Genomic DNA, 18,784 nt, shown 5'->3' with positions numbered 1-18,784 from the left:
GGCCACAGGCAGCTACCCCGGAATCAGACGTTGCCTGCTGCGCGGGCAGGGCTCAGGTAGAAGGTGAGGCGGAACTTCCCGATCTGCACTTCGTTGCCGGACTTCAGCTCGACGCTGTCGACGCGGTCGTGGTTCACGTAGGTGCCGTTCAGGCTTCCGGTGTCCACCACTTCGAAGCTGCGCGCCGTGCGGCGGAATTCGACGTGCCGGCGTGAGACCGTGACGTCGTCAAGGAAGATGTCGGCGTCCGGGTGCCGGCCCGCCGTCGTGACGTCCGAGTCCAGCAGGAAGCGCGCGCCCATGTTCGGGCCGCTGTGCGCGACGAGCAGGGCCGAGCCGTACGGCAGCGCCTCCACGGCGGTCCGCTCCTCAGCCGAGAGCTTCGGGGTGATCGTGGGTTCATCGCGGACCGGCGTGAGGTTGATCGACGTGGTCTCCGAAGACTTCACTCCACCCGTGCCAAAACCGTCACCGGTGTTGTTGCGTTCGTGCCCAAACATTGATTCCTCCATTCGCTGCAGGTGTCCCCCCTGCAAACAACGCATGCCGTCCGGAAGTGCCTGGCAAATCCGGGATTCAACCCTTCGGCGGGGCGTCGTTTGGCTGGTTTCCCAGCGTTGGGAACAACGCCCCGGACCGAATGGCCTTTAGCTTTAGCCTACCTGCTGTTCGTACTCCGATGCACTGAGGAGCGACTCGATCGCGTCGGCTTCCGCCAGCTTGATTTCCATCAGCCAGCCCTCGCCGTAGGGATCCGAATTGATCAGGGCGGAATCCGTGTCCAGGGCCTCGTTGCGGGACACCACTTCACCGGAAACCGGGGCGTAGATGTCGCTGACGCTCTTGGTGGACTCGACCTCGCCGATCACGTCGTTCGCCTTGATCGTTGTGCCGACCTCCGGCATCTGGGCATAGACGACGTCCCCAAGGGCGTCCTGGGCAAAATCAGTGATGCCCACGCGCACGACACCGTCGGCGTTCGGGGCTGAAACCCACTCGTGTTCTGCGGTGTAGGACAGCTCTTCGGGAATGATGCTCATGACGGGCCTTTCATCGGGTCAATCACCAATATCGACGGCGGGAACGTGAACGGTCCGCCGCTGAAAGTATAGGCATATCCGGTCGGGCCCGGGGAGGACTCTGGCATGATGGGGCGATGACGGAAATCCCCGGTATCGGCTAGGCAATGCCCGAGCTTCCGGAAGTGGCTGCCCTGACGGACTTCCTGGCCGAGCACCTGCTCGGCGCTGCCGTCACGAAGATCCAGATCGTCTCCTTCGCGGTGCTCAAAACGGCGGATCCCCCCATCTCCGAACTGGCGGGCCGGACCGTGACCGGGGTGCGCCGCTTCGGCAAATTCGTCAGCCTGGAGGCCGGCGGGCTGAGTTTTGTCTTCCACCTGGCGCGGGCCGGCTGGGTCCGCTTCACCGACGCCCCCACGGGGACACCCCTGAAAATGGGAAAGGGACACATCGCGGTGCGGCTGTCATTTTCCGGCCCCTCCGGGCCCGTGGATCTCGACCTGACCGAGGCCGGCACGAAGAAGAGCCTGGCGGTGTACGTCGTCCGGGATCCCTCCGACGTTCCCGGGATTGCCGCGCTGGGCCCAGATCCGTTCAGCGCCGGGTTCGACGTCGATGCCTTCGCGGAGATCCTGGGCTCCAGTTCGCAGCAGATCAAGGGTGTCCTGCGGAGCCAGAGCGTCATCGCCGGCATCGGCAACGCCTACAGCGACGAGATCCTGCACGCGGCGCGGATTTCGCCGTTCGCCATCGCCAGGTCCCTGGACCGGGAGGCCGTCCAGCGGCTCTACGACGCAGTCCACGGCATTCTGGGGACCGCGCTGCGGGAAGCGAGCGGCAAGCCGCCCGGCGAACTCAAGGACACCAAACGCACTCACATGAGGGTCCACGGCCGCACCGGCGAGGCATGCCCGGTGTGCGGGGACACGGTCCGAGAGGTGTCCTTTGCCGACAGCGCCCTGCAGTACTGCCCGACGTGCCAGACGCGCGGAAAAATCCTGGCCGACCGCCGGACGTCGCGTTTCCTGAAGTAGCCGCCGGAACCATCGGTCAGCGGCTCCGCCGCGGTTTCACCTACTGGGGCCGGCTTGATGCTGGGCCGTCCGCAGCGTGACCGGCTGGGGCCGGTGGGTGGAGGACGTCCTCACGGCTGTAGTGCCCCACGACGTCGAACCATCGCTTCGCGGTCATGCAGCGGCCCAGGTCGACGTCTGCGACAACGATCCCTTCCTGATCATAAAGAGGACCTGCTATGGCACGGCCCTCAAGTGGCTCGAAGATCGCCGCACCACCTCGTCCCAGCGCCTTGCCATCGTCTGGCAACTGAACCGGGAAGTCTTCGGGAAACGCAGAGCGGGGGATGTACTGAGGGGCCGAAACCACGAACGCGCCGGATTCGATCGCTATGTGACTCATCGTGGAGATCCAGCCGTCAGCGTCATCGGCCGTCGGGGCCGTCCAGATCTGCACTCCCTGACGGTAGAGCTCATATCGAGCGAGAGGCATGCGGTTCTCCCAACAGATGAGGCCGCCAACCCTCCCGACCGGAGTCTCGATGACATTCAGGTCCTGTCCGTAACCGACGCCGTAAAAGAGCCGTTCGTGCATCGTGGGCATCAATTTGCGATGTTTCCAGAGCAACCCTTCAGGACCAATCAAGACCATGGTGTTGTAGAGACTTCCGGGCCTATCGGATTCCCGTTCGTTCACGCCAAGCACGCAATAGATGCCGTGCTCGGCACAGGCCTTGATAAAACGGTCGATGTGGGGACCGGGGACGTCGACAGAGTTGGTCCAGAGACGGGTCCACATCTCATCAAATCCGTCGAACCGGGCCGCTTCGCGGGCCCATATCCCTGACGGGTACAGGGGGATGAACGTTTCAGGGAAGACCGCGAGTTTCGCGCCCTGGCCCGATGCCTCGCCCAGAAGATGGAGCGCCTTTGACACCGAGGCCTCCGCATCGAGGATTACCGGGGTGGCCTGAATCGCAGCGATGCGCACAGTTGCTGTGGACATAACGGAACGTTGGCACGCACTCCCGCGCCTCGTCAACACCCCAGCGGTCCACGGGGTCAGCAGACCGGCCAGGGGCCCTCGAGTACGCCGTCATCGCGCTCGGGCGGGACGAGCTCGCGGCGCGCTCGTTAAACAGCAAAGGCCGCTTCCGGATTTCTCCGGAAGCGGCCTCTGACCTGGTGTTTCTATGGTCGGGCTGACAGGATTTGAACCTGCGACCCCTTGACCCCCAGTCAAGTGCGCTACCAAGCTGCGCTACAGCCCGCTGGTTCCGCCGTTCTCCGCTCCCGATGTCATTCTCGTGTTTTCCAAAAGAATTTCATCTGAGCAGTCCGGCCGAACCACCTCCAAAAGCTTACACGATTCCGGAGGGTGCCCGTGACACTTTCAGCATGCCACGGAACTTTTCCCTCGGCGGGCGGTCCGGAATTAACGCTTCTTGCCGCGCTTTTCCCGCACACGCATGTTGACCTCGATCGGCGTGCCCTCGAATCCGAAGGTTTCCCGGAGCCGGCGGGTGATGAAGCGGCGGTAGCCCGGGTCCAGGAAGCCCGTGGTGAAGAGCACGAACTTCGGCGGACGGCTGGAGGCCTGGGTGCCGAAGAGGATGCGGGGCTGCTTGCCGCCGCGGACCGGGTGCGGGTGTGCCGCGACGAGCTCGCCGAGGAAGGCGTTGAGCCGCCCGGTGGGAATGCGCTTGTCCCAGCTTTCCAGGGCCGTGTCCAGGGCCGGGACGAGCCGGTCCTTGTGCCACCCGGTCAGCGCCGAGATGTTGACGCGCGGCGCCCAGGCCACGTGGGCCAGGTCCTGCTCGATTTCACGCTCCAGGTAGATGCGGCGTTCGTCGTCCAGCAGGTCCCACTTGTTGAAGGCGAGCACCAGGGCCCGGCCGGATTCGATGGCCAGCTGCAGGATGCGGACATCCTGCTCGCTGAGCACTTCATCCACCGCGAGGAGCACGACGGCGACCTCCGCCTTTTCGAGCGCGCTCTGCGTGCGCAGTGAGGCGTAGAAGTCCGCGCCCTGCGCCATGTGCTGGCGGCGGCGGATACCGGCGGTGTCCACGAAGCGCCAGGTGCGCCCGCCGAGTTCGATGAACTCATCGACCGGGTCACGCGTGGTGCCGGCGGTGTTGTCCACGACAACGCGCTCGGAACCGGCCAGCTTGTTCAGCAGCGAGGACTTGCCCACGTTCGGACGCCCGATCAGGGCGATGCGGCGCGGACCGCCGGAGCGTTCCAGGCCTTCGATCGTGGAGAACTCGGGAAGAGTGTCCATGACGTGGTCCAGCAGGTCGGCGACGCCGCGGCCGTGCAGTGCCGAGACCGGGTAGGGCTCGCCGAAGCCGAGGCCCCAGAGCGTGGCCGAGTCGGCCTCCTGCGCGAAGTCGTCCACCTTGTTGGCCACCATGATGACCGGCTTCTTGGACTTCCGGAGCATCTTCACGACGGCTTCGTCCGTAGCGGTCGCGCCCACGGCGGAGTCGACGACGAACAGCACGGCGTCGGCGAGTTCCACGGCCATCTCGGCCTGTTCGGCAACGCGGGCGTGGATGCCGCGGGCGTCGTGCTCCCAGCCGCCGGTGTCGACGACCGTGAAGTTCCGGCCGTTCCAGGTGGCCGAGTACATCACCCGGTCGCGTGTGACGCCGGGGGTGTCTTCCACCACGGCTTCGCGGCGGCCCAGGATGCGGTTCACCAGGGTGGACTTGCCCACGTTGGGCCGGCCGATGATGGCCAGGACCGGATCAAGCTTGACCGGGCCGTCGAAATCCTCATCGTCGAACTCGCCGCTCAGGAGGGCGGCGTCGTCTTCGTCCAGTTCGTAGTCGTCCAGGCCGGCCCGGAGGGAGGCCGCGCGGACCTCGGCTTCCTCATCGTCCAGGGCGGCGAGGTGCTCGGCCACCTGGTCCGTGCCGGTGGGCGTGTATTCGTCTTCGCCGGCGCCAAATTGGCCGGAGGTTTGAGTCGTATCGCTCATTGCACTTTCCTTATGGGGTGATCTGCCGGCGTCCCGGCTACTGCTTCATGACGTTCTTGCGGGGAATCCGCGTCGGGCAAGGGCTGCCCGGTTCTTAGGATCGAGTCCTGGACGTGGCGGGCCAGCGCGGCGCGGATCTCGGTTCCGGCCCTGTCCATTGAAACACGCCCGGTCTCGCCGGGCCTGCGGCTGACATTGAGGGCTCCGCCGAAGCTGACGTGCAGCCTGCGGCGCAGCCGCGGCACGGTGTCGAGGTGTTCGCCGCCGGTCCGGGTCCCGAGGATGGCCACGGGCACCACGGTCGCGCCGGAGTTCAGCGCGAGCCAGGCCACCCCCTTGTTGATCGCGGAGGCCTCACCGCTCCCCCGCGTGCCTTCGGGAAGGATGCCGACGCACCGTCCGGCGTCGAGCACACCCTTGGCCGCGAGGAGGGCCGCCCGGTCGCCCGAGCGGTCCACCGCCAGCTGCCCGGAGGCCCGCAGCACACGGCCGAGGAAGCCGGTGAACATTTCCTGCTTGACCAGGATGTGCATGGCGCGCGGTGACGCCCCGAACATCACCGGTCCGTCCAGGAAACTGATGTGGTTGCCGGCGAAGATCACCGGACCGGTCGCCGGCACGTTGGACCGCCCGGTGACCGAGGTGCGGTAGAGGACGTGGTTCAGGGTCCAGCCCACGGGCCGGCTCCAGATGGTGGTCCAGCGGGCCGGCAGCGCGGCCCGGGCCGTGGACGGAACAGCCGACTGCTGCCCGGCGTCAGTCACGGTGGAGGGCCTGATGGTTGACGACGCTGTGCACGATGCTGAGTGCGGCGTCGACGGTCTCGGCGAAGTCCAGCTCCGAGGAGTCCAGCGTCACCACACCGTCGGCGGCCCGGGTGAAGTTCACCACGGTCGAGTCCTTCGCGTCGCGCTGGGTGACCTGCGCTGCGAGCTGTTCGGCGTTCTGGCTGCCGCCGAGCTGGATGCCCCGGCGGCGCAGGCGCGCCTCTTCGCTCGCGGTGAGGAGCATCCGCACCTCGGCGTGGGGCGCGACGACGGTGGTGATGTCCCGTCCCTCGACCACCATGCGGCGGTGGTGCTTTTCGATCAGCTCGCGCTGCCGGCGGATCAGTTCAGTGCGGGCGCCGAGGGTGGTGGCGACGGCGCTGACGGCGGCGGAGATCGACGGCTCGCGGATCGCGAGGGTGACGTCGGTGCCGCCCACCAGCACGTATTCCTCCAGCGGGCTGGTGCTGATTTCCAGCGGGAAGCTCTTGGAGGCGGCCTCGACGGCGGCGCCGTCGTCCAGGTCCGTGCCGCTGTCCAGGCAGAACCAGGTCAGGGCACGGTACATGGCGCCGGTGTCGAGGTAGGCCAGTTTGAGCCGGCGTGCCACCTCTTTGCTGACGCTGGACTTGCCCGATCCGGACGGCCCGTCGATGGCGACGACAAGGCTCTTTCCGGGGCGGAGGACGTCCACGGTTTCGATAAGTTCCTGGGTCATTACTGGAGTACCCGCCATCCACGGTCATTGAGGGCTTCGATTAACAGTTCGTGCTTGTTCGGCAGCACGGAGATTTCCACCATGCCCACGTTCTGGCCCGAGGAGTGGTCCAGCCGGAGGTCCTCGAGGTTGACGCCGATCTCGCCGATCTCGGTCAGCAGCCTGGCGATCTGTCCGGGTGTGTCATCCACCAGGACCGTCAGCCAGGAGTAGGCCTGCGGGGGTCCGCCGTGCTTGCCCGGGATGCGGGCCTGGCCGGCATTTCCTTCGCTGATCAGCTGGGCCAGGTCGAGCCGGGCGCCGGGCGCGGTCGGGTTCTCAAGCGTCCCGATGAGCCGGTTGAGGTCCTCGCGGAGGCCGTGCAGGATCTCCACGACCTTGTCCGCGTTCGCGCCGAGGATCTGCACCCAGAGGGTCGGATCACTAGCCGCGATCCGGGTGACGTCCCGCAGGCCGTTCCCGGCGAGGGACAGCGCGTGCAGGGGGGTGCCCTGCAGCCGGCTGGCCACAAGCGAGGACACGACCTGCGGCACGTGCGAGACGAGCGCCACGGCCTCGTCGTGTTCCTCGGCGCCGAATTCGGACACCACGGCGCCCAGGTCCACAGCCAGCGCGCGCGCTGCCTGCACGGCCCGGGGCTGGGTCTCGTCCGCCGGGCACAGGACCCACGGCATTGAGGTGAAGAGCTCGCCGCGAGCTGCGACGGGGCCCGACTTTTCTCGGCCGGCCATCGGATGGGTGCCCACGTAGCGGCCGAGGTCGGCGCCCCGGGCGCGGAGCTCCGCCTGGATGCCGGCCTTCACGCTGGCGATGTCGACGACCGTGGCCGCCGGGTAGTCCGTGAGGGCGCGTTCCACGACGTCCGCCGTGACGTCGGGTGGTGCGGCGACCACAACGAGTTCCGGCTGCTCGCCGTCAAGGCGCGCCAAAGGCAGGCCTGCGCCGATGTCGACGGCGACGGCCTGGTTGGTGGGCGAAGGGTCGGAGAGGAAGACTGCCACTCCGCGGCCCCGCAGGCCCAGCCCAATGCTGGTGCCCAGGAGCCCGGTCCCCACGACCACCACCGGACCGTTGAGGTGGCCGCGGCCGTGGGTGCGAAAGGCGGACATGCCTACAGCCCTACGGATGCCAGCAGGTGGCCGACTTCCTGCTTGCCGAGGTTGCGGATGCTGCCCTGGCGCTGGTCGCCCAGGCCGATGGGGCCGACCTTGACGCGGACCAGGCGCAGCACCGGGAAACCGACGGCGTCGAAGAGACGACGGACGATCCGGTTCTTGCCCGAGTGCAGCACGACCTCGATCAGCACGTGGCCCGGGGTGGAGTCCACGAGCTTGAAGGAGTCAACCGATGCAATGCCGTCCTCGAGTTCCACGCCGGCCTTGAGCTCGGCGCCGATGCCCTGCGGGAACGGCCCGCGGACCTGCACGAGGTAGGTCTTGGGGACTTCGTAGGACGGGTGCGTCAGGCGGTTGGCGAGTTCGCCGTCGTTGGTCAGCAGCAGCAGCCCCTCGGTGGACACGTCGAGGCGTCCGACGTGGAACAGGCGTTCGCCGTGGCTGTTGCGGACGAAGTCGCTGATGCAGGGACGGCCGTCCGGGTCTTCCATGGTGGAGACAACGCCCTTGGGCTTGTTGAACACCATGTAGACCATGTTCTCGTCGAGCTGGATGCGCAGACCGTCCACGTGGATCACGGCGTTCGTCGGGTCGACGCGGACGCCGAGCTCGGTGACGACCTGGCCGTCGACCTCAACACGGCCCTCGGCGATCATTTCCTCGCAGACACGCCGTGAGGCGACGCCGGCGGAGGCCATGACCTTCTGGAGGCGGATGCCGTCCTGGTCGTGCGCGTCGGACTGGGGCACCTCGGCGCGGGGGCCGCGCTTGCGGGCCGGCTTGCGCACGGGCCCGAGGTTCTGGCCGAAGCGTTCGCTGCCGAAGGCGCGGGGGCCTGCGGCCTTGGGGGCGCCGGTGCGCGGCTTGGGCTTGAGGGCGCCGGGCGTGCCGGGGGCCTTGCCGAATCCGGGCTTGCGGGCGGCGGCCTTGCGGGCTGCCTCCTTGCCGGAGGGTGCTTTGGACTTCCAGTCGCCGGAAGCGGGCCTTTTTGTAGACGAGGCTGCCGCCGGCGTGCCGTCGGGACCCTGCAGGTCCGGATCAATGAACGCCTCTTCGCGGGGCTTGGGGTGCTTGAAGGGGCGGTCTCCGCCGCCCTTGAAGCCTGCTCCCCCGGTGCGGCTCCCGCCGCCCTGCGCGCCGCGGCCTGAGCCGCCCTTGTATTCGGCTCCGCCGGTGCGGCCCGAGCCGCCCTGTGCGCCGCGGCCTGAGCCGCCTTGTGCGCCTCGGCCTGAGCCCTGCGCTGAGTTTTGTCCGGCACTGTTGCGTCCCGAACCGTTACGTGGTGAACCCTGGCGTCCCGCCTGTGTCATGACCCGTCCTTCGTTTGTTGGCCGACGGCCGCTGTCTCCCGACAACACCCGCCTGCTGGGGCAAAAAGCTTCTGCCCCGGTGGATACTCGTGCGCAGGCAGTTGTTCCTGCCTACATTCTTGCTGCGTCGTAGAACTCTTCGATGCCTTCCAGCCCCGGAAGATGGGGTGAAAGTTGCGGCAATTCCGCCACCGAGCCGATTCCCATCCGCTCCAGGAAATACGACGTCGTGCGGTAGAGGATGGCCCCGGATTCAGGATCTGTTCCCGAGTCCTCGATCAGCCCCCGCTGCGTCAGCGTCCGCACGACAGAGTCAACATTAACTCCTCGAATTGCAGACACCCGCGCCCTTGATACGGGCTGGCGGTAAGCGATGACGGCGAGCGTTTCGAGCGCCGCCTGCGTCAGCCTGGCTGTCTGTCCCTCCAGCACGAATCCACCGACAATATCGGCGAACTCAGCGCGGGAATAGATCCGCCAGCCTCCGGCGATATTCCGCAATTCAAAGCCCCGGGGGGTGGCGCCGAAGCCGTTGAAACTGGCGTCGTGCACATCCGGGGCATTAACAGTATAGCCGTTATACTCCCGCTGCAGTTCCGCGAGCAGTTCCTCGACGACGTCGACGGTCAGGTTGAGCCCGGCGGCGAGCCCGGCCGCCGTCGCCGGCTCGTCGATCACCATCAGGACTGCTTCAAGGGCGGCGCGGGCGCCGCCGGGCAGGCTGCCGACGTCGGGCAGGCCGTCACAGCCGGGACCGTCGACGTCGGGACCGGCCTCGTGTGGTGCCCGGTCGGCGGCTGTTTGTCCGGCTGCCGCTCCGGCTGCCTCTCCGGGTGCTTGTCCCGAGCGGGTGTTGTTCACGGCTGCTCCTCATATTCGTCGCTGAGTGTGTCGCTGCTCCAGGACCCGCCGTCGGCGGTCCAGCGGACCGTCAGGTCCCCCAGCGGCTGCAGCTGCTCGAAGGCCACCGCCTTGTCCCGGAACAGCTCCAGCAGCGCCAGGAAGCGTGCCACCACCACGAGGGTGGATTCGGCGTCAGCGATCAGCGCCCGGAAGGTGAGCGGGGCGCCGCGCTGCAGCCGGAGGCCCATCAGTTCGGCCTGCTCCTTGACGCTGACGGGGGTGCCGTGGAGGTGGGCGAGGCCGATCTCGGTGGGCGGGACGTCCTTGGCCGCGAGGGCCTTCCCGGCCAGGGCGGCGAACTGCTGCGGCGTGTGCTTCCAGAGCAGCTCAGGAAGCAGCGCCGCGAAGTGTCCTTCGAGCGCGACCTGGCGCGGGTAGCGGCGGGCCTCGAGCTCGAGGGTGGAACCCATCATGCCCGCGACCTGCTTGAACGCCTTGTACTGCAGGAGCCGTGCGAACAACAGGTCGCGGGCTTCCAGCAGGGCAATGTCGTCCTCGTCCTCGACTTCGCCGGCGGGCAGCAGCCGGGCCGCCTTGAGGTCGAGCAGGGTGGCGGCGATGACGAGGAATTCGCTGGCCTCGTCAAGGGCCCATTCCTCGCCCAGGTTCTGCAAACGCTTGATGTACTTGATGAACTCATCGGTGACGGTGGACAGCGCCACCTCCGTGATGTCCAGCTGGTGCTTGGAGATCAGGCCCAGGAGGAGGTCGAAGGGGCCGGTGAAGTTGGCCAGGCGGACCTCGAAGCCGGGTTTCTTCCCGGCCGGCGAAAGCTCCGCCGTCGGGGTGCCTGTCGCTGCCACGGCCCTGACTAGGGCGCGCCGCCGCGCGAGATCAGTTCTTTGGCCAGGTTGCGGTAGGCGTCGGCGCCGATGTGGTTGCCGGCGTAGCTGGTGATGGGCTCGGCCGCGACAGTGGCGTCCGCGAACTTGATGGACCGCTTGATGACGGTTTCGAAGACCTTGTCGCCGAAGGCCTCCACCAGGCGGGAGATCACCTCGCGGCTGTGCAGGGTGCGGGCGTCATACATGGTGGCGAGGACGCCGTCGACCTGGAGCCGCGGATTCAGCCGGTCCTGGACCTTGTCGATGGTCTCCACCAGCAGCGCGACGGCGCGCAGCGCGAAGAACTCGCAGATCAGCGGGATAATGACGCCGTGGGAGGCCGTCAGGGCGTTGACCGTGAGCAGGCCCAGGGAGGGCTGGCAGTCGATCAGGACGACGTCGTAGTCATCCTCGACCTTCTTCAGGGCCCGGTCCAGCACCTGTTCGCGGGCGACCTCGTTGACGAGCTGGACCTCCGCGGCGGAGAGGTCGATGTTGGCCGGGAGCAGGTCCAGGTTTTCCACGCCGGTTTTGTGGATGGCGTCGCGGATGTCGACCTTGCGGTCCATCAGGACGTTGTAGACCGTGAGGTCCAGTTCGTGCGGGTTGATGCCCAGGCCCGCGGAGAGGGCACCCTGCGGGTCGAAGTCCACCACAAGCACCCGGCGGCCGAATTCCGCCAGCGCGGCCGCAAGGTTGATGGTGGAGGTGGTCTTCCCCACTCCGCCCTTCTGGTTGACCATGGCGATGACCCGCGCGGGACCGTGGGAGGACAGCCGGGTCGGCTCCGGAAACTCGCGCTGAGGGCGCCCGGTGGGGCCCATGACGGCGTCTTCCAGATCGAGTTCGGTGCCTTCCAGAGTTGCTGAACCCTGTTCGCTGCTCACGTATCTATCCACACTTTCGATGACGGTGATGGTCGTGCCTGGTGATTGTCGTGCTTGATGTCGTGCTTAGTACTGCTGCCTGCGTGACACTTCTGCAGGCTTGATTCTTCTGTGCTGGACTTCCAGCGCCGATCTTATTTCCTCCCAAGGTTACAGCGCCCGACACGGTATTCCGCGGACCTTGACAGCGGCCAATCTTTGAGCCTCAACCTTCTGGTAGAAGTAGAAGGTTCCTGCCGCGGCGCGAAAAACCGCCCGGACGCTGGCGGGCGTCCGGGCGGTCATGGGTGGTTCGTGAAGGTGCTGGAACAGCTCAGGCGTTGGCCAGGACGGGCTGTGCCGGTGCCGGTGCCGTTGCTTCCTCGGGTGCGCCGTGTCCGGCGATCATGGTCTGCTCGTCGAAGGGTTCGCTTCCGGAGAGGACCCGCTCGACCTGGGCGCCGTCGATCTCCTTGACCCAGGTGCCGATCAGGACGGTGGCAACAGCGTTGCCGGTGAAGTTGGTCAGGGCGCGGGCCTCGGACATGAACCGGTCGATGCCGACGATCATGCCGACGCCGCCGAGCAGTTCCGGCTTGTGGGCCTGGAGCCCTGCAGCCAGGGTGGCCAGGCCGGCGCCGGTGACACCGGCAGCGCCCTTGGAGGCGATGATCATGAAGATCAGCAGCGAGACCTGGGCGCCGAGGTCCAGCGGGGTGCCCATGGCGTTGGCGACGAACAGCGAAGCCATGGTCAGGTAGATGGCGGTGCCGTCGAGGTTGAAGGAGTAGCCGGTGGGGACCGTGACGCCGACGACGGGCTTGGACACACCGAGGTGTTCCATCTTCGCGATCAGGCGGGGCAGTGCGGCTTCGGAGGACGAGGTGGAGAAGATCAGCAGGTATTCGCGGCCGAGGTACTTCATCAGCCGGAAGATGTTGAGGCCGGCGACGACCTTGAGCAGGCCGCCCAGGATCACGACGATGAACAGTGCGCAGGTGATGTAGAAGGCGCCCATCAGGGTGGCCATGCTGAGGATGGCCTGCATGCCGGTGGCACCGACGACGGCGGCGATCGCGCCGAAGGCTCCGACCGGGGCCAGCCACATGATCATGACCAGGATGCGGAAGACGAGGGCCTGGCCGTAGCCGACGGCCTTGAGGATCGGAGCGCCCTGGGTGCCCATCTGCTGGAGGGCGAAGCCGACCAGCAGCGCGGCGAGCAGGGTCGGCAGGACCGGGATGTCACCCGGGATGATGCCCAGCAGGAACTCGACCGTGCTGTCGGTGGCGGCCTTCTTGCTCGGGTCGTAGGGGGCCAGCTTCAGGCCCTCGCCCGGGTGGATCAGGTTGCCGACGACGAGGCCGATGGCCAGCGCGAAGGTGGACATGACCATGAAGTAGCCCAAGGCCAGGCCGCCGACCTTGCCGACCGTGGCCGCCTTGGCGATCGAACCGATGCCCAGCACGATGGTGCAGAAGATGACCGGGCCGATCATCATCTTGATGAGTTTGATGAACCCGTCACCCAGCGGCTTCAGGGACTTCGCGAACTCGGGAAACAGCAGCCCGACGAGGGCGCCGAGGATGACGGCCGCGATGACCGCAATGTAGAGATAATGGGACTTGTCGAGACCCTTGCGCTTCTTGACCGGCGTCACTGCCGACTCTCCTCGTTGAGAGGTCATGGTGTTCTCCTTGGATAGGCTGGACGTCGGTGCGGCACAGGCTGTGGGCCCATCGCGTCCGTTCTGCGTGTTCCACCATCATTGGGGATGGAGTGACGCGCATCACCGTTGCGTTCATATTGGTCATGGAAGGTGTGGATGATCCACCGCTGGAGCATCGCCAGACGGCTGTTTGTGGCCCATCTGCTGTTTATGCTGACCCTCACCGCAATCGTCGGGACCGCGACGTTCGTTGATGCGCGCGACCACGCCTACGACGAGGCCGGCCGGCGGATGGCCGCCGTCGCGACCGCGGTGGCGGACAGCCCCCTGGTGCTGGAGGCGGCCGACGCCGCCGATCCCACCGCACTGCTGCAGCCGTATGCCCTGAAGGTGACAGCGGACGCGGACGCGGATTTCATCACGATCATGGCGCCGGACCGCACCCGGTGGACCCATCCCCGGGAGGAGGAACTCGGGAAGCCCTATATCGGCTCGATCGACGCCGCCCTGGACGGGCAGGTGTTCACCGAGATTACGGCCGGCACCCTCGGCCCCTCGGTGCGCACCATCGCACCGGTCAAGGACGCGGACGGCACGGTGCGGGCGCTGGTTGCGGCCGGCGTAACCGTGAACACCGTGGACGTCGCCGTCTCCGGCAGGCTGCCGGCGCTGTTGGCCATCGGGCTGGCCCTCCTGGCCGGCGGAGCGGTGGCGTCCTGGCTACTGGGGCGGTACCTGCGCCAGGTCACCCGCGGCTGGGGACCGGAGCAGCTCGCCCAGCTCTTCGCCTACTACGAGTCGGTTCTGCACTCGGTCCGCGAAGGTGTCATCCTGATCGACCCCAAGGGCAAGGTGGTGATGTACAACGACCAGGCCGCCGAACTGCTGGGGCTCACTCCCCGCGCCTCGGACGCCGCCGGCGCCCCGGCCAGCGGCGGGCGGCAGGACGCGCCGTCGCTCGCGGAGCTCCCGCTGGCCCCCAGCCTCAGGGAGCTGTTCGAATCGGGCCGGACCGCCCTGGACGAGATCCACCTGACCGGCTCGCGGATCCTCGTGGTGAACCAAGGACCGGCCGTCGGGCCCGGTTCTGCCGGCGGGCGCGGCAGCGCGGCCGTGTACGGGACCGTGGCCACGATCCGCGACCGCACCGAAATCGAGTCGCTGGGCAGCGAGCTGGAAACCATGCGCACCCTCTCTGATGCACTGCGCGCCCAGACCCACGAGCACGCCAACCGGCTCCACACGATCGTCTCGCTGATGGAACTGGGGCGCGGCGCGGAGGCCCTGGACTTCGCCACCCAGGACCTCGAGCTGAGCCAGCGGCTGACCGATGATGTGGTGAGCTCCCTGGAGGAACCCGTGCTCGGCGCCCTCATCATGGGCAAGGCCGCGGAGGCCCACGAACGCGGCGTCGAGCTGACCCTGAACACCGCGGGGACCGGGAGCGGCCCTGCCGGCGTGTCCGGGCTGGCCGTGCAGGACCTCGTGGCGATCCTGGGCAACCTGCTGGACAACGCCATCGACGCCGCGGCCGAGGCCCCGGCCCCGAAGCTCGTCGAGCTCACGGTGGAAAATTCCGCCGGGGCACTGGAGATCACGGTGGAGGACAGCGGGCCGGGGATCGATCCGCAGGCCGTCGAGGACATCTTCCGGCACGGCTTCAGCACCAAGGCCCCGGGGCCGTTCGGGCGGGGCCTCGGCCTGGCCCTGGTCCGCCAGGCGGTGCAGCGGCTCGGCGGTACCATGACCATCACCAGCCCGGCCGGGGCGCTGTTCCGTGTCACGCTGCCAACGTCGCCGGTGGCATTAGCGCCGCCGTCGACGGCTGCCTCACCACCGGTCTCAACGCCGGCACCACTGACCAGCAAGGGACAGCAATGAGCGACATTCGAGTTCTCGTCGTCGAAGACGAGCCCATCGCGGCGGCCGCCCACGCCGCCTATATCGGCCGGCTGGGGGGTTTCACGCTGGCGGGCACGGCCCCGGACGGGCAGTCGGCGCTCCGGCTGATGACGGATTTCGCGGCGGCGGGGACTCCGGTGGACCTGGTCCTGCTGGATATGAACCTGCCGGACCTGCATGGCCTCGACATCGCCCGGCGGATGCGTGCCGCCGGGCTGTTCGCGGACATCATCGCCATCACCGCCGTCCGGGAACTGAACATCGTCCGCAGCGCGGTGGCCACCGGCGTGGTGCAGTACCTGATCAAGCCCTTCACGTTCGCGACGTTCGCGGACAAGCTCACCAGCTACAGGCTCTTCCGGGAGCAGCTGGCCTCCCCCGCCGCCGGGCAGGCCGGCCCCGGTGCGTCGCAGAGCGACGTGGACCAGGCCTTCGCGAGCCTACGGGCGCCCTCGGAGCTGCCGCTGCCCAAGGGGCTGTCCGCGTCCACATTGGAATCGGTGCAGGACTTCGTGAAGCTGCAGTCCGGCGCCGTGTCAGCCAGCGAGGTGATGGACGCCCTGGGGATGTCCAGGGTGACAGCCCGGCGCTACCTGGAATACCTTGCCGACGCCGGCACGGTCACCCGGGCCGCGCGCTACGGCGCGCCCGGCCGGCCGGAGAACGAGTACCGCTGGAGGCAAAACTAAGCGGACGCACTTTCCTCAGTGTCGACGGATACCGCCACATTAACTGCCTGTCATTTTCAGCACTCCCCTGCACGCTTCGCACCTCTCGCTCAGTACTCCTATGAACAATGATTCTCAGGGGCGTATTGGTTCGGCCGTCCTGCGTTGCCCGCGTTCAATTGCCCGGTAGACCGTGGAGCGACCGACGCCAAACAGCTCGGCCAACTCTGCCTTGCTGTATCCCCCCGCGGCGTGTAGTTCGAGGAGGTGGTTTTCCTGTTTGACGGTGAGTTTCGGTTGTTTCCCTCGTAGCCGGCCCTTGGCCTTGGCAACCTTCATTCCTTCACGGGTGCGCATGCGGATGAGGTCGGCTTCGAACTCGGAGATCATCGCCAGCACGTTGAACAGCAGTTTGCCCATCGGGTCAACGGGGTCATGGACGGATCCACCAATGCTGAGTTTGATTTCGCGCTTAGCGAGGTCATCTGCAATTTCGTGGGCATCCCGGACGGAACGGGCCAGGCGGTCAAGTTTCGTGACGACGAAGGTATCCCCCGCCCGGCACGCGGCCAGGGCTTCGCGAAGTCCGGCACGGTTCTTGTTTGTGCCAGTGAAGCCGTGGTCGACATAAATTCGGTCAGACTCAACGCCAAGGGCAGCCAGGGCATCACGCTGCGCTGTGAGGTCTTGCGCCTCGGTGGACACGCGCGCGTAGCCGACCAGTATTTGAGACATAAAAAATAGTGTGTCATATAAGACTCCCTTGCCGGTCAATTCATCGGACGGGCCTTACGGGACGGTGATGGAACCTAGCTCGTAATGATGCAGTTCAGCGGTGTGTGCGACCGGTGGAGGACCGGCTAACGGGACGTTTGAAGCGGCCTGTCCAGGGCACCCCCTTGCAGCATACGGAACGTCATTCACAGCCGTTGGTCCGCGAGAGAGGTGGGCGGTAGGCTCGCGCTCAGAAGCCTTAGCAAAAGGGACAAGACGCCAACGAAAAGGGTTATGTGCATGGAACCGGCGGTGCTTTTCGTTTCTCTTGTCACCGTTCTAGGGCTCGTCATGATCCTGACGGCCGGGCCTCTCGCCAGAGGAGCTAGGAAGGTCAACCTCTTCTTACCGGACAATAACGCCGTCGAGTATCAGAGAAGACGAAAGCGCTCTGTCCGAAACTACGGAATAGCCATCGTCACGATAGGTGCGGCCTTTGCTCTGTTCTATTTCGTCTTCGGAGGTAGATGACTGTTGCCTCGTTCTGCCTGATGACTTCTGGGGCCACCCGGTCAGGGTTACTCAAACGAACTCGATCACCATGACCGCGCCTGACAGCCGTGAAGGCCAAGTACAAGCTCTGGTCATCCAATCGGAGCACTACGCGGCCGCCGGTTTCCTCCCCCCCCCTGCCAGTAGCTGGCTCGGGCGAACGGGTCGCCAAGGACATCTTCGCCGCCATCAAGGACTACAGCCAGTACGACTGCCTGAGCACCTGGAAGCTGCGGGACTGGCTGCTGGACCTGGCCCGGTGAACGCGGCCGGGGCGGGCCGGGTCCGCCGCGCGGCAAGAAACCACCAAAGAAGAACTAGCAGGAACGAAGACCCGGGGCTGCCTGACCACTCCCGGGTTCTTTCGTCTCACAGGCCCCAAGGATACTCTCCTTTACCTCTATCCCCAGCGGCATCAATCCCATAGGCTGACGCTGCCGATGGGGGAGGCATTTCAGCGTCCCCTGCGCACGCTCATTACGAGCACGTTTGGGGGAACACAATGAAACGTCAGAGTAAGGCGAGTTTGGCTGTTTGCGCGGCCCTGTTCGCAGGATCAATTCTTGCTGGCCCGGCCAGCGCGGCAAACGCCGAGAGGCCAGCCCCTCCGCCGCTTCCGCCCACGGCGACCGCCCCGGACGTCCGGAAGGTCACCCCGCCAGGCAGGGCCCAGGCGCCTCAGGAGTGCGCGGCCGCCGCGGAGGGCGAGGCAGTTACGTGCGTGAAGCCGCTCAAGAAGCAGCTGAAACCGGCCACCGGCAAGCAGCAGGCCCTCACGCCGATGACCGTGCAGCCGCTGCCGTCCTGGTGCGCCCAAGCCGGGACGTTGCCGGAGGGGTATTACTCCGCCACCCGCTACGAAGCGTGCGGGAACTGGCCGTACCAGCTCACAGTCGTCCGGAAAGTCAAAGGCTCCCAGACCGTGACCGGAGTCATGGAATTCACCCTCAGCGGCTTCCACTACGGCGCCCAGAACCAGCCGACGGTCGCCCATCAAATCACGATCATCCCCTCCAGCATGACCGGTGACGCCGTCGGCGCCACCGCGTCGGCCACCGCGCAGTGCTGGCAGAACTGCGCTGCAGGGTCCCAGGGCTTCGGGACCCAGACACTCACCACCGGCAACGGCTCCTCCGGTGAGTTCTTCTACAACACCACAGCCATCACACCCGGGGCAGTCGGCCCCACGGGCAGCAGCTGGAACATCACCTTCAAGGTCCCCTCAGCAAGCAACTCGTGGACACTGGGGTCCTCATCACTGAACGTCCGCTGCGACACAGCCCTGCCGAACAACGCATCCACAGGTTGCGTCAACCCCGACATTGCCCCCTACATCCAGTACCAGGGCTTTGATTCCTTCGGCACCCACGTCAAGGCAGCCCAGGACAGCGGCCTGCCAGGCGCGTTGTCCGGCGCCCCGCTGCACCGACTCGTCAACCAGACCCTGCGGGACCTGAACCGCAACACGGCTTGCCCTCAAAACTCGAGTTACCCTCGCCCGACAGGGTACTCCTGTGATGAATACCCGTTTGCGTCAACGAGCGAAGGCGCCTACACAGGTGGGGGCACCGCAAGGACGTTCCCCTGGTGCCAGATAACCCTGTCCGCTCCTGACTCCACCGGCCCCGTCGGATACAGCGTGTGCATGATTAATCTCGATGAAAACAACTACGCGGGGTCAGTGCTCAACAACGTCCTCTACGCCCCGATGCGGGTCATCGACGCGGACCCGTTCTACGTGCACATCGCCTGAAG

At 66.5% G+C, this 18,784-nt stretch carries 19 protein-coding genes and 1 tRNA gene; 6 read left to right on the top strand and 14 right to left on the bottom strand.

What is annotated here, in order from left to right:
- Positions 1–23: 23 nt before the first annotated feature.
- Entirely contained in the window at positions 24–500 is a 477-nt protein-coding gene (locus AC06G6_RS07445; RefSeq protein WP_307463219.1) for an FHA domain-containing protein, read from the bottom strand.
- A 153-nt stretch (positions 501–653) separates the two neighbouring features.
- On the bottom strand, positions 654–1,040 hold the full coding sequence (gene gcvH / locus AC06G6_RS07440) for a glycine cleavage system protein GcvH (RefSeq protein WP_307463222.1): 387 nt from the start codon (positions 1,038–1,040) through the stop codon (positions 654–656).
- 146 nt (positions 1,041–1,186) lie between these two features.
- On the opposite strand from gcvH, the gene AC06G6_RS07435 reads away from it, so the two are divergent.
- The gene (locus AC06G6_RS07435) at positions 1,187–2,056 is read left to right on the top strand and encodes an Fpg/Nei family DNA glycosylase (protein ID WP_479827761.1); all 870 of its coding nucleotides are present in this window, start codon (positions 1,187–1,189) and stop codon (positions 2,054–2,056) included.
- A gap of 40 nt (positions 2,057–2,096) precedes the next feature.
- Here the strand turns inward: AC06G6_RS07435 and AC06G6_RS07430 are convergent, their stop codons facing one another.
- From AC06G6_RS07430 to AC06G6_RS07380, 11 genes are all read right to left on the bottom strand, one after another.
- Positions 2,097–3,041 (bottom strand): carbon-nitrogen hydrolase family protein, encoded by a 945-nt coding sequence (locus tag AC06G6_RS07430; RefSeq protein ID WP_479827759.1) that lies wholly within the window; start codon positions 3,039–3,041, stop codon positions 2,097–2,099.
- A 188-nt stretch (positions 3,042–3,229) separates the two neighbouring features.
- A tRNA-Pro gene (locus AC06G6_RS07425) sits at positions 3,230–3,306 on the bottom strand.
- A gap of 164 nt (positions 3,307–3,470) precedes the next feature.
- A complete protein-coding gene (der, locus tag AC06G6_RS07420; RefSeq protein ID WP_479827757.1) occupies positions 3,471–5,021 on the bottom strand; it encodes a ribosome biogenesis GTPase Der in 1,551 nt (516 codons plus the stop codon).
- On the bottom strand, positions 5,018–5,698 hold the full coding sequence (locus AC06G6_RS07415) for a lysophospholipid acyltransferase family protein (RefSeq protein WP_479828575.1): 681 nt from the start codon (positions 5,696–5,698) through the stop codon (positions 5,018–5,020). Before AC06G6_RS07415 ends, der begins: the two co-directional genes overlap by 4 nt.
- Before the next feature lie 79 nt (positions 5,699–5,777).
- Positions 5,778–6,506, bottom strand: a complete 729-nt coding sequence (cmk, locus tag AC06G6_RS07410) for a (d)CMP kinase (RefSeq protein WP_479827755.1) — start codon at positions 6,504–6,506, stop codon at positions 5,778–5,780.
- A complete protein-coding gene (locus tag AC06G6_RS07405) occupies positions 6,506–7,615 on the bottom strand; it encodes a prephenate dehydrogenase (RefSeq protein ID WP_479827753.1) in 1,110 nt (369 codons plus the stop codon). The genes cmk and AC06G6_RS07405 overlap by 1 nt, the downstream gene beginning before the upstream one ends.
- A gap of 2 nt (positions 7,616–7,617) precedes the next feature.
- Complete coding sequence (locus AC06G6_RS07400) at positions 7,618–8,931, bottom strand: pseudouridine synthase (protein WP_479827751.1); 1,314 nt, start codon at positions 8,929–8,931, stop codon at positions 7,618–7,620.
- Positions 8,932–9,042: 111 nt separating this feature from the next.
- Positions 9,043–9,612, bottom strand: a complete 570-nt coding sequence (gene scpB, locus AC06G6_RS07395) for an SMC-Scp complex subunit ScpB (RefSeq protein ID WP_479828574.1) — start codon at positions 9,610–9,612, stop codon at positions 9,043–9,045.
- Between the two features lie 176 nt (positions 9,613–9,788).
- Positions 9,789–10,637 (bottom strand): segregation and condensation protein A, encoded by an 849-nt coding sequence (locus AC06G6_RS07390; protein WP_479827749.1) that lies wholly within the window; start codon positions 10,635–10,637, stop codon positions 9,789–9,791.
- Between the two features lie 8 nt (positions 10,638–10,645).
- Positions 10,646–11,545, bottom strand: a complete 900-nt coding sequence (locus AC06G6_RS07385) for a ParA family protein (protein ID WP_479827747.1) — start codon at positions 11,543–11,545, stop codon at positions 10,646–10,648.
- Positions 11,546–11,858: 313 nt separating this feature from the next.
- Positions 11,859–13,211, bottom strand: coding sequence for a cation:dicarboxylate symporter family transporter (locus AC06G6_RS07380; RefSeq protein ID WP_479827745.1), 1,353 nt, complete (start codon positions 13,209–13,211; stop codon positions 11,859–11,861).
- 138 nt (positions 13,212–13,349) lie between these two features.
- On the opposite strand from AC06G6_RS07380, the gene AC06G6_RS07375 reads away from it, so the two are divergent.
- Positions 13,350–15,074, top strand: a complete 1,725-nt coding sequence (locus AC06G6_RS07375; protein ID WP_479827743.1) for a sensor histidine kinase — start codon at positions 13,350–13,352, stop codon at positions 15,072–15,074.
- On the top strand, positions 15,071–15,784 hold the full coding sequence (locus AC06G6_RS07370) for a response regulator (protein ID WP_479827741.1): 714 nt from the start codon (positions 15,071–15,073) through the stop codon (positions 15,782–15,784). Before AC06G6_RS07375 ends, AC06G6_RS07370 begins: the two co-directional genes overlap by 4 nt.
- Positions 15,785–15,898: 114 nt before the next feature.
- Here the strand turns inward: AC06G6_RS07370 and AC06G6_RS07365 are convergent, their stop codons facing one another.
- The gene (locus tag AC06G6_RS07365) at positions 15,899–16,498 is read right to left on the bottom strand and encodes a recombinase family protein (RefSeq protein WP_479827738.1); all 600 of its coding nucleotides are present in this window, start codon (positions 16,496–16,498) and stop codon (positions 15,899–15,901) included.
- A 279-nt stretch (positions 16,499–16,777) separates the two neighbouring features.
- On the opposite strand from AC06G6_RS07365, the gene AC06G6_RS07360 reads away from it, so the two are divergent.
- From AC06G6_RS07360 to AC06G6_RS07350, 3 genes are all read left to right on the top strand, one after another.
- Complete coding sequence (locus tag AC06G6_RS07360; protein WP_479827736.1) at positions 16,778–17,008, top strand: hypothetical protein; 231 nt, start codon at positions 16,778–16,780, stop codon at positions 17,006–17,008.
- Positions 17,009–17,097: 89 nt separating this feature from the next.
- The gene (locus tag AC06G6_RS07355; protein WP_479827734.1) at positions 17,098–17,292 is read left to right on the top strand and encodes a hypothetical protein; all 195 of its coding nucleotides are present in this window, start codon (positions 17,098–17,100) and stop codon (positions 17,290–17,292) included.
- Between the two features lie 458 nt (positions 17,293–17,750).
- On the top strand, positions 17,751–18,782 hold the full coding sequence (locus AC06G6_RS07350) for a NucA/NucB deoxyribonuclease domain-containing protein (RefSeq protein WP_307463287.1): 1,032 nt from the start codon (positions 17,751–17,753) through the stop codon (positions 18,780–18,782).
- Positions 18,783–18,784: the final 2 nt, after the last annotated feature.

This window comes from Arthrobacter sp. CJL-S3, from assembly GCF_056711635.1.
The sequence above is the reverse complement of the archived record's forward strand: the minus strand, read 5'-3'. Positions and strand labels throughout refer to the sequence as shown.